Raw genomic sequence first — 13488 nt, forward strand, 5'->3', positions numbered from 1 at the left:
CCGCCGCTTCCCGTGCGTCCTTCACAGCCCCGCCGATCGGGCCTCGCCGAGCTCGGTCAGGCGGTCGCGCAGCCGTTCGGCCTCCTCGGGGAGCAGCCCCGGGATGCATGCGTCGGTGGCTGCCGCTGCGGTGTGCAGTTGGACGCTCGCGAGCCCGAAGCGCCGCTCCACGGGCCCCGACGTCACCTCGACGAGCTGCATCCGGCCGTACGGCACGACGGTCTCCTCGCGCCAGAGCACGCCCCGGCTGATGAGCAGGTCGTCGGCGCGCTCCGCGTACCGCCACGAGCGCCAGTTCCGGCCCAGCACCGGCCAGCCCCAGGCGACGACGGCGAGCGGCAGCAGCGCGAAGGCGGCCCAGGCGGGGCCCGCGAACAGGCCGAGCAGGATTCCGACGGCCGCCGCGAGCGGCACCAGCCAGACCACCAGCAGGAGCCTGCGCAGCTTCAGCAGCCCCCGCGGCAGTCCGGTCCACACCGGCTCGGTCTGCTCCCGTGCCGGTCCTGCGGGCCCCGCTGTCCCCGTGTCCATGCCTCAAGCGTACGTAGGACCTCCGACACGCGGCGTGTGCGAGAGACTGTGGCCATGAGTCCCACGACGGAGACCACCACGGAGACCACGCTCGGCATCGGCGGAGCGGCCGAGAGCACCGACATGGTGCTCAACATCGGCCCCCAGCACCCGTCCACGCACGGCGTGCTCCGCCTCCGCCTGGTCCTGGACGGCGAGCGCATCCAGCACGCGGAGCCGGTCATCGGCTACATGCACCGCGGTGCGGAGAAGCTCTTCGAGGCGCGGGACTACCGGCAGATCGTGATGCTGGCCAACCGCCACGACTGGCTGTCGGCGTTCTCGAACGAGCTGGGCGTCGTGCTGGCCGTGGAGCGGATGCTCGGCATGGAGGTCCCCGAGCGCGCCGTCTGGATGCGCACGCTGCTCGCCGAGCTGAACCGCGTCCTGAACCACCTGATGTTCCTCGGGTCCTACCCCCTGGAACTGGGCGGGATCACCCCGGTGTTCCACGCGTTCCGTGAGCGCGAGGAGCTCCAGAACGTGATGGAGGAGATCTCCGGCGGCCGCATGCACTACATGTTCAACCGCGTCGGCGGCCTCAAGGAGGACCTGCCCGCCGGATGGACCTCCCGCGCGCGGGAGGCGGTCGCGTCGGTGCGCTCGCGCATGGACGTGTACGACCGTCTGGTGCTCGGCAACGAGATCTTCCGGGGGCGTACGCGCGGCGTCGGCGTCCTCACGCCGGAGGCGGTGCATGCCTACGGAGTGAGCGGTCCCATCGCCCGTGCCTCCGGAGTCGACTTCGACCTGCGCCGCGACGAGCCGTACCTGGCGTACGGCGAGCTCCAGGACACCCTGAAGGTCGTCACGCGCGAGGAGGGCGACTGCCTGGCCCGCTTCGAGTGCCTCCTGGAGCAGACCCACAACGCGCTGGCCCTCGCTGACGCCTGCCTGGACCGGATCGCCGAGCTCCCGCAGGGACCGGTCAACCAGCGGCTGCCGAAGGTCCTCAAGGCCCCCGAGGGCCACACGTACGCATGGACCGAGAACCCCCTCGGCATCAACGGCTACTACCTCGTCAGCAAGGGCGAGAAGACGCCGTACCGCCTCAAGCTGCGCTCGGCCTCGTACAACAACATCCAGGCGCTGACCGAGCTGCTTCCGGGGCAGCTGGTCGCGGACATGGTGGCGATCCTCGGGTCACTGTTCTTCGTGGTCGGCGACATCGACAAGTAGGGCGTCATCGACAAGTAGGGCGTCGTCGGCGAGTAGGGCGTCCAGGGCGACGCCCACGGGCTGCAGCAGCCACCCGAAGTCGCCGAGGCCGCCGGGCGCGGTGAGCTCGGCGGCCTCTCCCGCGCGCGTGAGGGCACGTACGTACGCCGTCGGGTCGCTGGAGGCGAGCGCGAGCGGCGGGCGGCCGCCGCTGACTCCCAGCGCGCCGAGCGCGGCCCGCTGGGAGAGCAGCGCGGCGCCGTCCCGCGCGCAGGCGTCCAGCGCCACGTGGGCCGTGATGTCGCGGCTGCCGTCGGGCACGGGCGCCGTCTCGCGGCCCTCCCTGAAGCCCGTCAGCGTCCCGAACGGCGGGCGCGCGTCCCGGGTGTGGGCGTAGTCGACGGCGACCGCCAGGCCGCGTGCCAGGGTCGCCACGGCGGCCGCCCACGCCTCGTCCCTGGGGCGCCCGATCTCCGCGCGCAGGCCCGGCTCGGGGTCCAGCGGCCACCAGCGCGCCAGCCAGTCGGCGTCGGCCCCCTCGACGGGACCGCCCGGCGACTCGGTGCCGTCGCCGTCCACGAGCATCCGGTGCGGCACTCCGTCGGCGGCGACCTCGGCGACGTCCAGGGGGACGTTGTCCAGCCACTCGTTGGCGAACAGCAGGCCCGTGACGCCGGTCGGCGGTGTGCCGCGCCACTCGATGCGCGGGTCGAGGTCCGCGGGGCGCTCCGCGAGCTCCACCGCGTACGCACGCACGCGTGGCGCCACGTCGGCAGGGAGCGCGGCAAGGACGGCCGTGGTGAGTTCGCCGCGGCCCGCCCCCATGTCCACGAACGCCACCTCGTCCGGGTGACCGAGCTCCGCGTCCAGACGGGACAGCAGGCGCGCCACGGCGCCCGCGTAGAGGGGCGAGGCGTGCACGGACGTGCGGAAGTGGGCGGCGGGCCCTTCGGGGCGGCGGTAGAAGCCGTGCGGGCCGTACAGGGCGGCCTGCGCGGCCTCGCGCCAGCCGCGCGGGGCGGCCGCTCGCGGCTGGTCCTTGTCGTTCGTCACAGCCCGCAGGCTAAGCGGGCCTCCACCTTGGGGAGTACATGTACCTGCTCCGGATCGGACCTTCGGTTGACCCGAGGGCGCCAATGGGCTGCCTACGCTTAGTTACGTGCAGCGCCTCTATGACTTCCTCCGCAGACACCCGACATGGGTCGACGGCTTCTGGGCCCTCGTCCTGCTCGGGATCTACGGGATCGGCCTGGTGGCCACGGCGGAGGGGGTCGGGAACGATCCGAAGGTCGCGTCGATCCCGGCCGCGGTGGGTCTGTCCGTGGTGGTGGCGCTGCGCCGCCGCATGCCCGAGAAGATGCTCGTGCTCTCCGCGGTGATCGGCGTCCTCCAGCTCGTCTTCGACGTGAAGCCGATGCCGGCGAACTTCGCCATGCTGGTGAGCATCTATACGGCGGCGGCCGTCGGGGAGCGGTGGGCGTCGCGGTTCGCGCTGGTCGGCGGCCTGTGCGCGGCGCCGTTCGCCACGATGCGCTGGCCCTCGGAGAACACCAACGCCTTCGGCAACGTCCTCTTCACGATGTTCCAGATCGTGCCCTTCGCGCTCGCCTGGGTCCTCGGCGACTCCATCCGCACCCGCCGCGCCTACCTCGCCCAGCTGGAGGAGCGTGCCGACCGGCTGGAGAAGGAGCGCGAGGCGCAGTCGAAGGTCGCGGTGGCGGCCGAGCGGGCGCGGATCGCCCGTGAGCTGCACGACGTCGTGGCGCACAACGTCTCGGTGATGGTGGTCCAGGCCGACGGCGCCGCGTACGTCCTGGACGCCGCGCCCGACCAGGCCAGGAAGGCCCTGGAGACCATCTCGGGCACCGGCCGTCAGGCCCTGGCCGAGATGCGCAGGCTGCTCGGTGTGCTGCGCACCGGAGAGCCCGAGGAGAGCGGCGAGTACGTCCCGCAGCCCGACGTCGAGCAGCTCGACGCACTCATCGAGCAGGTCCGTACGGCAGGCCTGCCCGTCGACTACAAGGTGGAGGGCACCCCGCGCCCGCTGCCCAGCGGCGTGGAGCTCACCGCGTACCGCATCGTGCAGGAGGCCCTCACCAACACCCGCAAGCACGGCGGGGAGAACGCCGGGGCGAGCGTGCGCCTGGTCTACTTCGACGACGGCCTGGGGCTGCTGGTCGAGGACGACGGCAAGGGCGCCCCGCACGAGCTGTACGAGGACGGCGGGGCCGACGGCAGCGGGCACGGCCTGATCGGCATGCGCGAGCGGGTCGGCATGGTCGGCGGCACGCTGGACGCGGGGCCGCGGCCCGGCGGCGGCTTCCGGATCAGTGCGCTCCTGCCGCTGAAACCCGCACACTGAGCACACCACCCCACAGCCCTTTGGAAGGACCTTTATGTCGATCCGCGTGATGCTCGTCGACGACCAGGTGCTGCTGCGCACCGGGTTCCGGATGGTGCTCGCCGCCCAGCCGGACATGGAGGTCGTCGCGGAGGCGGGCGACGGCGTGGAGGCCCTGGAGGTGCTGCGCGGGACCGAGGTCGACGTGGTGCTGATGGACGTCCGCATGCCGAAGCTGGACGGCGTGGAGACGACCCGGCGCATCTGCCAGGACGAGAACCCGCCGAAGGTGCTGATCCTGACGACGTTCGACCTCGACGAGTACGCCTTCTCGGGGCTGAAGGCCGGGGCGTCGGGCTTCATGCTCAAGGACGTGCCTCCGGGCGAGCTGCTCGCCGCGATCCGCTCCGTGCACAGCGGTGACGCGGTGGTCGCGCCGTCCACCACGCGACGGCTCCTGGACCGCTTCGCGCCGATGCTGCCGAACACCGGCGGCCAGCCGCAGCACAAGCACCTGGAGCGCCTCACGGACCGGGAGCGCGAGGTCATGGTGCTGGTCGCCCAGGGCCTGTCGAACGGCGAGATCGCGGCGCGGCTCGTCCTTTCGGAGGCGACCGTGAAGACGCACGTCGGACGCATCCTGACCAAGCTGGACCTGCGGGACCGGGTGCAGGTGGTGGTCCTCGCGTACGAGACGGGGCTCGTGCGGGCCGGGGGCGCCTCCTAGCCGGACGGCCTAGCGCAGGACGCCCTCGATGAAGTCGCTGCCCAGGCGGGACACGACGCTGATGTCCAGCTGGTGCTGGACATAGCGCCCGCGGCGGCGCGTGGTGATCAGGTCCGCCTTCTTCAGGACGCTCAGGTGCCGGGATATCTCCGGCGCCGTCATGCCGTGCGCGTCGGCCAGCTCGCTCGTCGTGTACGCCCCGCGCGCGAGGTGACGGCACAGGCGCATCCGCACGGGGTGCGCGAGCGCGGACATGCGGCGGGTGAGCTGCTCCACAGTGGGCGGTGAGGTGAGGCCGGGGGCGCTGATCGGGTACGTGATCGACGCCTGCCAGCCCCTGCGGTGCAGCACCCAGAGGTGCGGCCAGCCGAGGCTGGTGGGAACGATCACCAGGCCGCCGGAACCGGTGGTGGTCCGGCCCACGGAGATCTTGTCCACGGTGATGAGCTGTCCGCTCTCGTCCAGGGACACCGCTCCGGAGATGGCCTTCAGGGCCTCCGACAGTCCCTTGCGCCGCAGCAGCTCGGTCTTGTGCCGGGAGTCCGCGGCCAGTTGATGCTGCACCCGCGCCCAGGTGTCGGCGAAGAAGGCCTCTTCGCAGTCCTCCAGGAGCGTGCGGAACCAGGCGCGGACCACCGGCGGGTCGTCCAGCAGCCGCTTGGTGAAGCGCACCTGGTGCGGGCCGCGCGCGGCGGCCAGGTCCAGTGCGCGGCGCTGGACGACGGGGTCGGTCAGGAGGTTGCGGTCCGGTTCCGAGTACGTCGACTGGCAGGTGAACTCCAGGGCCGCGTCCACGAACTGTTCGTCGGTCAGCTTGTCCAGCTGGTCGAGCTCCTCGGCGAGCGTGGCGCCCGGCAGCGAGCTCTGGCCGGGCAGACCGGCGAAGGGCGCGAAGACGTCCGAGAACGTCGTGCGCCACAGGAAGTCGGCCTCGCAGAGGCGGTCCGCGAGGCACGGGTCCAGGCGCGTGGACACCGCCGTCGCCCAGCCCTGCAGCCCCGGGTGGTGGCCCGGCTCGGACAGCGCGTGCAGCGACATGCCCAGTTCGGACAGGGCCGACGGCACGATGTGGATCCGCTCCTGGGCCAGCCCGCTGATGTCGATGCTCACGCTCATGACCCCATGGTGCACCTCGCCACCGACACCGGGACCGTCGATTGACGAGCGCCGTCAATCGACGCGACGCGGGCGGGGCGGCGGGAGCAGTCTTGTGGTCATCGGGAGCCGCGGCAGCGTCGCCGTCCCGACCACTCGTCCCCGCTTCCAGGTCCGACGGCCTTCACGTCCGGCGATCTTCACGTCCGACGACCGAGCCGAGGCAAGACCGGCCCATCGATGTCCGTTAAGTACCATTTATACCGAGAGGGTATCCGTCATGAGCGTCACCCAGCAGTTCCTCCTCGACAGCTACCGCGCCGCGCAGCACGGCGGACCGACGCCGCCCGCGCCCGGACAGCACGACTGGCAGGCGGTCCGCGAAGTCCGCGACTACGGCCGATTCCGCGCGGTCCTGGCGGAACGCCCCGCACACGGCAGGGTCCGCGCCGCCCTGTCCCGCCTCATGCGGGGATCCGTCGCACGAACTCCGCGACCGCTTCCTTGACGTCGTGGGCCGTCCACTTCAGGCCCTCCTCGGTCACGGTGACCTCCGTGACCGAGAGGCCCGGCGGCCCGTCCGGGAACCAGCGCCCGAAGAGCAGGGTGCCGGTCTCCTCGGCCTGCCCGACGCAGGCCTCGTTCAGTACGTCCGGTGCGTACGGCAGCCACACCTGGAACTGATGGGTGTGCGGGCGCTCGGGGTGCACGCGCGACCAGGGCACCCCCGCGGCCGCGAACCCCTCGTGCAGCGCCCCGGCGACCACGCGCGCGTGGGCGACGTACTCCGGGAGCCGGGGCAGTGTGTGCTTCAGGCCCAGGAGGGCCGACACCGCGACCGGGAACTGCTGGAACAGCTGCCCTCCGTAGCGGTGGCGCCATACCCTCGCCTCCTCGACGAGCGTGCGCGGACCGGCCAGCGCGGCGCCGCTCAGCCCTTCGAGGGACTTGTAGAACGACACGTACACGGAGTCGGCGAGACCGGCGATCTCCGCGAGGCCGCGGCCGAAGTGCGGGGTGCACTCCCACAGGCGGGCGCCGTCGAAGTGCACCACCGCGTCCCGCTCGCGGGCCGCCGTCACGACCGCCTCCAGCTCCTCCCACTCCGGCAGGACGAAACCGGCCTCCCGGAGAGGCAGTTCGAGCATCAGCGCCCCGAAAGGCTCCTCGAAGTCCCACACTTCGTCCGCCGTGGGCAGCCGCGGCTCATCCGTCGGGTGCACCGTTCGCAACCCGCTGACCACGGAGAAGGCGGACCCTTCGTGCATCTCGGGGTGCGCCTTCGGGTGCAGCGCGACGGTCGCGTTCCCCGTACGGCCCGCCCAGCAGCGCAGCGCGACCTGCTGCGCCATGGTGCCGGTCGGGAAGAACGCCGCGTCCTCCTTGCCGAGCAGCCGCGCGACCTCGCCCTCCAGGGTGGCGACGACCGCGTTGCCGTAGACGTCGGTGGGGTCGTCCGGGGCGGCCACCTCGGGAGCCGCGGCCGCCAGGGCCGACAGACGCTCGGTGAGGGGGACGTGCAGGACGGAACGGTGCAGGGTGCGGGCCGCGCTCCGGGCGGCGGCGCGACGGCGGGCCGACTGGATCTCGTACGCGTCCACATCGGCGTCCGCACCGGTGTCCGGGCCCGCGTCCGGGCCCGCCTCGGCATCCCGCGGTTCCTGTGGCTCCGGCTGCTCTTGTACTGCGCTGTCAGAGGGCATCCTCCGAGCATGGACCGTTCGCACCCACCGGTCATATGAATAACCACAGCCTGTGGACAGCGGAAGACGCGGCGACAACCGATCGCGTTAACATGACGAGAAATCGTCCGGTACCCCGAGCGGACTGGAACGGAAGGCGCCGCCGCGTGAACGCATCGCATCAGCCAGACCCGCGGGACCGCCCCGCGAGACTCACCGTGGGCGTAGTGGGAGCGGGCCGGGTCGGACCCGCGCTCGCCGCGTCGCTGCAGCTCGCGGGGCACCGTCCGGTGGCCGCGTCCGGCGTGTCCGACACCTCGGTGCGACGGGCCGCCGCGATGCTCCCCGACGTCCCCCTCGTCCCGCCCGCCGAGGTCCTCGACCGCGCCGACCTGGTGCTCCTGACCGTCCCCGACGACGCTCTGCCCGGCCTCGTCGAAGGCCTCGCCGAGACCGGAGCCGTGCGCCCCGGCCAGCTGCTCGTCCACACCTCCGGGCGGTACGGCACCAAGGTCCTCGAGCCCGCCCTGCGCGCCGGCGCCCTGCCGCTCGCGCTGCACCCCGCCATGACGTTCACCGGCACCGCCGTCGACGTGCAGCGCCTCGCCGGCTGCTCCTTCGGAGTGACCGCCCCCGAGGAGCTGCGGCTCGCCGCGGAGGCCCTGGTCATCGAGATGGGCGGCGAGCCCGAGTGGATCGCCGAGGAGAACCGCCCGCTGTACCACGCGGCCCTCGCCCTGGGCGCGAACCACCTGGTCACGCTGGTCGCCGAGTCCATGGAGCTGCTCCGCGACGCGGGCGTCGCGGCCCCCGACCGCATGCTCGGCCCGCTGCTCGGCGCCGCCCTGGACAACGCCCTCCGCTCGGGCGACGCGGCGCTCACCGGCCCCGTCGCGCGCGGCGACGCGGGCACCGTCGCCGCCCATGTCGCCGAGTTGCGCAAGCACGCCCCGCAGACCGTCGCCGGGTACCTCGCGATGGCCCGCGCCACCGCCGACCGCGCCCTCGCCCACGGCCTGCTCAAGCCGGAGCTCGCCGAGGACCTCCTCGGGGTGCTGGCCAACGGCGCCCAGGGCACCACCGGCTCCGGCGGAGCCGAAGGGGGCACGCGATGAGCGCCACGCTCCTGCACACCGCCGAGTCGCTGCGCACGCGCACGCGCGAAGGCCGCCGGGCCGTCGTCATGACCATGGGCGCCCTGCACGACGGGCACGCCTCCCTGGTCCGCGCCGCCCGCCGCGTCGCAGGACCCGAGGGCGAGGTCGTCGTCACGGTCTTCGTGAACCCCCTGCAGTTCGGCGTCGGCGAGGACCTGGACCGCTATCCGCGCACCCTGGAAGCCGACGTCAAGATCGCCGAGCAGGCGGGCGCCGACGTCGTCTTCGCCCCCGCCGTGGACGAGGTCTACCCCGGCGGCGAGCCCCAGGTCCGCATCGGCGCGGGCCCCATGGGCACCGTCCTCGAAGGCGCCACGCGCCCCGGCCACTTCGACGGCATGCTCACCGTCGTCGCCAAGCTGCTGCACCTCACCGCGCCCGACGTGGCGCTGTTCGGGCAGAAGGACGCCCAGCAGCTCGCCCTGATCCGCCGCATGGTCCGCGACCTCAACTTCCCCGTGGAGATCACCGGCGTCCCCACCGTCCGCGAGGACGACGGGCTGGCCCTCTCCAGCCGCAATCGCTACCTGGCGCCGGGCGAGCGGCGCACCGCCCTCGCCCTCTCCCAGGCCCTCTTCGCGGGCCGCGACCGGCACGCCGCGCAGGAGGCGCTGCGCGCGCGTGCCGCCAGCGCCCCCGCCTCACGCGCGCGTGCCGTCGCCCTGAGCGAGATCGGCGAGTCCCGCGCGGCGGCCGACGCCCACGCCGTGGCGGAGTCCGGGGAGTCCTCCGCGACCGGCGGTCCCGCCGCCGTCGTCGCCGCGGCCCGCCTCGTCCTCGACGAAGCGGCCCGTCTGAGCCCTCCGCTGGAGCTGGACTACGTGACGCTGGTGGACCCGTCCGACTTCACCGAGGTCCGCCCCGGCCACCGCGGTGAGGCGGTTCTCGCCGTGGCCGCCAGGGTCGGCTCGACGCGGCTCATCGACAACATCCCGCTGACGTTCGGAGCCTCCCTATGAGCGCGCACCGCACCGGCCCGACCGCAGCAGCTGTCCACGCGAACGGAGTTCCCGCATGAGCGCCACCGGCATACGGCTGCATGCGCCCGCCCCCGGCTGGTCCCTGGACGCCGACATCGTGGTCGTCGGCTCCGGAGTGGCCGGACTGACGGCCGCCCTGCGGGGCGCGGCCGCGGGCCTCAAGACGGTCGTGGTGACCAAGGCCCGCCTCGACGCGGGCTCCACCCGCTGGGCCCAGGGCGGCGTCGCCGCGGCGCTCGGCGAGGGCGACACCCCCGAACAGCACCTGGACGACACGCTCGTGGCGGGCGTGGGCCTCTGCGACGAAGAGGCCGTGCGCACCCTCGTCACCGAGGGCCCCGGTGCCGTGCGCCGCCTCATCGAGACCGGCGCCCTCTTCGACAAGGACGCCGAAGGCGTCATCGAGCTGGCCCGCGAGGGCGGCCACCACCGCCGCCGCATCGCGCACGCGGGCGGCGACGCGACCGGCGCGGAGATCTCCCGCGCCCTCGTCGCAGCGGTCCGCGCCCGTGGCATACCGACGGTCGAGAACGCGCTGGTCCTCGACCTCCTCACCGACGCAGAAGGCCACACCGCCGGTGTCTCCCTGCACGTCATGGGGGAGGGCCAGCACGACGGCGTGGGCGCCGTCCACGCCCCCGCGGTCGTCCTCGCCACCGGCGGCATGGGCCAGGTCTTCTCGGCGACCACGAACCCGTCCGTCTCCACGGGCGACGGCGTCGCACTCGCCCTGCGCGCGGGCGCCGAGGTCTCCGACCTCGAATTCGTGCAGTTCCACCCCACGGTGCTCTTCCTCGGCGCGGACGCCGAGGGGCAGCAGCCGCTGGTCTCCGAGGCCGTCCGGGGCGAGGGCGCGCACCTCGTGGACGCCGACGGCGTGCGCTTCATGGTCGGACAGCACGAGCTGGCCGAGCTGGCGCCCCGCGACATCGTCGCCAAGGGCATCACGCGCCGCATGCAGGAAAAGGGCACGGACCACATGTACCTGGACGCCAGGCACTTCGGCGCCGACATGTGGGAGAACCGCTTCCCGACGATCCTCGCCGCCTGCCGGGCGCACGGCATCGACCCGGTCACCGAGCCCGTCCCCATCGCCCCGGCCGCGCACTACGCCTCCGGAGGCGTCCGCACCGACCCGCACGGCCGCACCACCGTCCCCGGGCTCTACGCCTGCGGGGAGGTCGCCTGCACCGGCGTGCACGGCGCCAACCGCCTGGCGTCCAACTCCCTTCTGGAGGGCCTGGTCTACGCCGAGCGCATCGCCGACGACATCGTGGCCCGCCACGCGGAGAACGCCCTCCACGCGCGCGTACCGGCCCCCGTCACCCCGTCCGGGACGCCGACGCACCCCCTGCTGCCGGCCGAGGCCCGCTTCGCCATCCAGCGCGTCATGACCGAAGGCGCCGGAGTCCTCCGCTCCGCCTCGTCCCTCACCGAGGCCGCCGCCCGGCTGGCCCGCATCCACGCCGAGGCCGCGGGCGCACTCGCCGAGCACGGCAAGACGGCCGAGCCCGGCGTCGACACCTGGGAGGCCACCAACCTCCTGTGCGTCGCCCGGGTCCTGGTGGCCGCCGCCCAGCGCCGCGAGGAGACGCGCGGCTGCCACTGGCGCGAGGACCATGCCGACCGCGACGACGCGGCCTGGCGGCGCCACATCGTCGTACGCCTGAATCCGGACAGGACGCTGGCGGCGCACACGACCGAGACCCACGACTTCCCTCCGACCCGTCCCAGTCCCCAGGAGCAGTGACCGTGAGCACCCCCGACGACCTTCCCCTCGCCGACCCCTCAGCCGCAGGCGGTGGCTGCGGCGACGCCTGCGGCTGCGGCGGGGACGACTCCTACGACCCGATGGAGTGCGGCCTCGACCCCGCGCTCGTACAGCTCCTGGCCGAGGCCGGTCTCGATCCCGTGCAGATCGAGGACATCGCGCACATGGCCATCGAGGAGGACCTGGCGGGCGGGGTGGACGTCACCACGGTCGCCACCATCCCCGAGGACGCCGTCGCCACCGCAGACTTCGCGGCGCGCGAGGCGGGCACCGTCGCGGGGCTGCGCGTCGCCGAAGCCATCATCTCCGTGGTGTGCGAGGACGAGTTCGAGGTCGAGCGGCACGTCGAGGACGGCGACCGCGTTGCGGCCGGTGACGTCCTCCTGAGTGTCACCACCCGCACCCGCGACCTGCTCACCGCCGAGCGCAGCGCGCTGAACGTCCTGTGCCGCCTCTCCGGCATCGCGACCGCCACGCGCGCGTGGGCGGACGTTCTCGACGGCACGAAGGCGAAGGTCCGCGACACCCGCAAGACGACGCCGGGCTACCGCGCCCTGGAGAAGTACGCGGTCCGCATGGGCGGCGGCGTCAACCACCGCATGTCGCTCTCCGACGCGGCCCTGGTCAAGGACAACCACGTGGTCGCGGCGGGCGGCGTCGCACAGGCCTTCAAGGCCGTGCGCGAGCAGTTCCCCGGCCTGGCCATCGAGGTCGAGGTCGACACGCTCCACCAGCTGCGCGAGGTCGTCGACGCGGGCGCCGACCTGATCCTCCTGGACAACTTCACGCCCGGCGAGACGGAGGAGGCCGTCGCCATCGTCGACGGCCGCGCGTTCCTGGAGTCCTCGGGCCGCCTCACCGTGGAGAACGCCCGGGCGTACGCGGAGACGGGCGTCGACTACCTCGCGGTGGGCGCGCTCACCCACTCGTCCCCGATCCTGGACATCGGCCTCGACCTGCGAGAAGCGGTGCGTGACTGATGCTGCTGACCATCGACGTGGGCAACACCCACACCGTCCTCGGCCTCTTCGACGGCGAGGACATCGTCGAGCACTGGCGCATCTCCACCGACGCGCGCCGCACCGCCGACGAACTCGCCGTGCTCCTCCACGGCCTGATGGGGATGCACCCGCTGCTCGGCGACGAGCTCGGCGACGGCATCGACGGCATCGCCATCTGCTCGACCGTCCCCTCGGTCCTGCACGAACTGCGCGAGGTCACCCGCCGCTACTACGGAGACGTCCCCGCCGTCCTCGTCGAGCCCGGCATCAAGACCGGCGTCCCGATCCTCATGGACAACCCCAAGGAGGTCGGCGCCGACCGCATCATCAACGCGGTCGCGGCGGTCGAGCTCTACGGCGGCCCGGCGATCGTCGTCGACTTCGGCACCGCCACGACCTTCGACGCGGTCTCCGCGCGCGGGGAGTACGCGGGCGGGGTGATCGCCCCCGGCATCGAGATCTCCGTGGAGGCCCTCGGAGTACGCGGCGCACAGCTCCGGAAGATCGAACTGGCCCGCCCGCGCAGCGTCATCGGCAAGAACACGGTCGAGGCCATGCAGGCGGGCATCCTGTACGGCTTCGCGGGCCAGGTCGACGGGGTCGTGAACCGCATGGCCCGCGAACTGGCGGGCGCGGGCGGTGATCCGGACGACGTGACCGTGATCGCCACGGGTGGTCTGGCTCCCATGGTCCTCGGCGAGGCCTCCGTCATCGACGAGCACGAACCGTGGCTGACGCTGATCGGTCTCCGGCTGGTCTACGAGCGGAACGTCTCCCGTACCTGACCGATTGCCGACCGCCCTGTGTGCACAACCCCCTGCCTTCTGCAAGAGTCTGCGCAGGACGGGGACTTGAGTGGGTGTGGGGCGGGCTGGGGCGGATGAGGCACAAGAGACGACTGGTTGTTGCGGCGGCGCTGATGGCGGTGCTGTGCGGCCCCGCGACGACGGCCCGCGCGGCCGCCGCTTCCGCCACCCCCCTGGCGGGGGCCGGGGCGGGGGTCCTG

The 13488-nt window shown here is 73.0% G+C and carries 13 protein-coding genes; 9 read left to right on the forward strand and 4 right to left on the reverse strand.

All coding sequences use genetic code 11. From position 1 onward, the window contains the following. Positions 1–21 precede the first annotated feature (21 nt). A complete protein-coding gene (locus AOK03_RS14970; protein WP_055565741.1) occupies positions 22–531 on the reverse strand; it encodes a PH domain-containing protein in 510 nt (169 codons plus the stop codon). A gap of 54 nt (positions 532–585) precedes the next feature. Here AOK03_RS14970 and AOK03_RS14975 point away from each other — a divergent pair, with 54 nt between their 5' ends. Then, complete coding sequence (locus AOK03_RS14975) at positions 586–1749, forward strand: NADH-quinone oxidoreductase subunit D (protein WP_055565742.1); 1164 nt, start codon at positions 586–588, stop codon at positions 1747–1749. On the opposite strand, the gene AOK03_RS14980 is transcribed toward AOK03_RS14975, so the two are convergent. Continuing rightward, positions 1714–2781, reverse strand: coding sequence for an SAM-dependent methyltransferase (locus AOK03_RS14980; RefSeq protein WP_055565743.1), 1068 nt, complete (start codon positions 2779–2781; stop codon positions 1714–1716). The two genes, AOK03_RS14975 and AOK03_RS14980, sit on opposite strands and share 36 nt — an antisense overlap. Positions 2782–2887: 106 nt before the next feature. Between AOK03_RS14980 and AOK03_RS14985 the strand changes: the two genes are divergently transcribed. Then, positions 2888–4090: a sensor histidine kinase gene (locus AOK03_RS14985; protein WP_055565744.1), complete on the forward strand. Its 1203-nt coding sequence runs from the start codon at positions 2888–2890 to the stop codon at positions 4088–4090. A 34-nt stretch (positions 4091–4124) separates the two neighbouring features. After that, the gene (locus AOK03_RS14990; protein ID WP_055565745.1) at positions 4125–4796 is read left to right on the forward strand and encodes a response regulator transcription factor; all 672 of its coding nucleotides are present in this window, start codon (positions 4125–4127) and stop codon (positions 4794–4796) included. Between the two features lie 9 nt (positions 4797–4805). Here AOK03_RS14990 and AOK03_RS14995 read toward each other — a convergent pair whose 3' ends face one another. Then, entirely contained in the window at positions 4806–5912 is a 1107-nt protein-coding gene (locus AOK03_RS14995; RefSeq protein ID WP_055565746.1) for a DUF5937 family protein, read from the reverse strand. A 259-nt stretch (positions 5913–6171) separates the two neighbouring features. On the opposite strand from AOK03_RS14995, the gene AOK03_RS40865 reads away from it, so the two are divergent. After that, positions 6172–6399, forward strand: a complete 228-nt coding sequence (locus tag AOK03_RS40865; RefSeq protein WP_079074725.1) for a hypothetical protein — start codon at positions 6172–6174, stop codon at positions 6397–6399. On the opposite strand, the gene AOK03_RS15000 is transcribed toward AOK03_RS40865, so the two are convergent. After that, on the reverse strand, positions 6356–7594 hold the full coding sequence (locus AOK03_RS15000; RefSeq protein ID WP_079074726.1) for a threonine aldolase family protein: 1239 nt from the start codon (positions 7592–7594) through the stop codon (positions 6356–6358). The genes AOK03_RS40865 and AOK03_RS15000 overlap by 44 nt on opposite strands. Before the next feature lie 146 nt (positions 7595–7740). Between AOK03_RS15000 and AOK03_RS15005 the strand changes: the two genes are divergently transcribed. Genes AOK03_RS15005 through AOK03_RS15025 form a run of 5 tightly spaced genes read left to right on the forward strand, consistent with a single transcriptional unit; the run spans position 7741 to position 13267 of the window. Further along, positions 7741–8688: a Rossmann-like and DUF2520 domain-containing protein gene (locus tag AOK03_RS15005; protein WP_055565748.1), complete on the forward strand. Its 948-nt coding sequence runs from the start codon at positions 7741–7743 to the stop codon at positions 8686–8688. After that, the gene (gene panC, locus AOK03_RS15010; RefSeq protein WP_055565749.1) at positions 8685–9689 is read left to right on the forward strand and encodes a pantoate--beta-alanine ligase; all 1005 of its coding nucleotides are present in this window, start codon (positions 8685–8687) and stop codon (positions 9687–9689) included. The genes AOK03_RS15005 and panC overlap by 4 nt, the downstream gene beginning before the upstream one ends. A gap of 55 nt (positions 9690–9744) precedes the next feature. Next, entirely contained in the window at positions 9745–11460 is a 1716-nt protein-coding gene (locus AOK03_RS15015) for an L-aspartate oxidase (protein WP_055565750.1), read from the forward strand. A gap of 2 nt (positions 11461–11462) precedes the next feature. After that, a complete protein-coding gene (gene nadC, locus AOK03_RS15020; RefSeq protein WP_055565751.1) occupies positions 11463–12461 on the forward strand; it encodes a carboxylating nicotinate-nucleotide diphosphorylase in 999 nt (332 codons plus the stop codon). Continuing rightward, on the forward strand, positions 12461–13267 hold the full coding sequence (locus AOK03_RS15025; RefSeq protein ID WP_055565752.1) for a type III pantothenate kinase: 807 nt from the start codon (positions 12461–12463) through the stop codon (positions 13265–13267). The genes nadC and AOK03_RS15025 overlap by 1 nt, the downstream gene beginning before the upstream one ends. Positions 13268–13488 lie beyond the last annotated feature (221 nt).

It is taken from the genome of Streptomyces atriruber (genome assembly GCF_001418325.1).
In the GTDB taxonomy this organism is placed as follows: Bacteria; Actinomycetota; Actinomycetes; order Streptomycetales; family Streptomycetaceae; genus Streptomyces; species Streptomyces atriruber.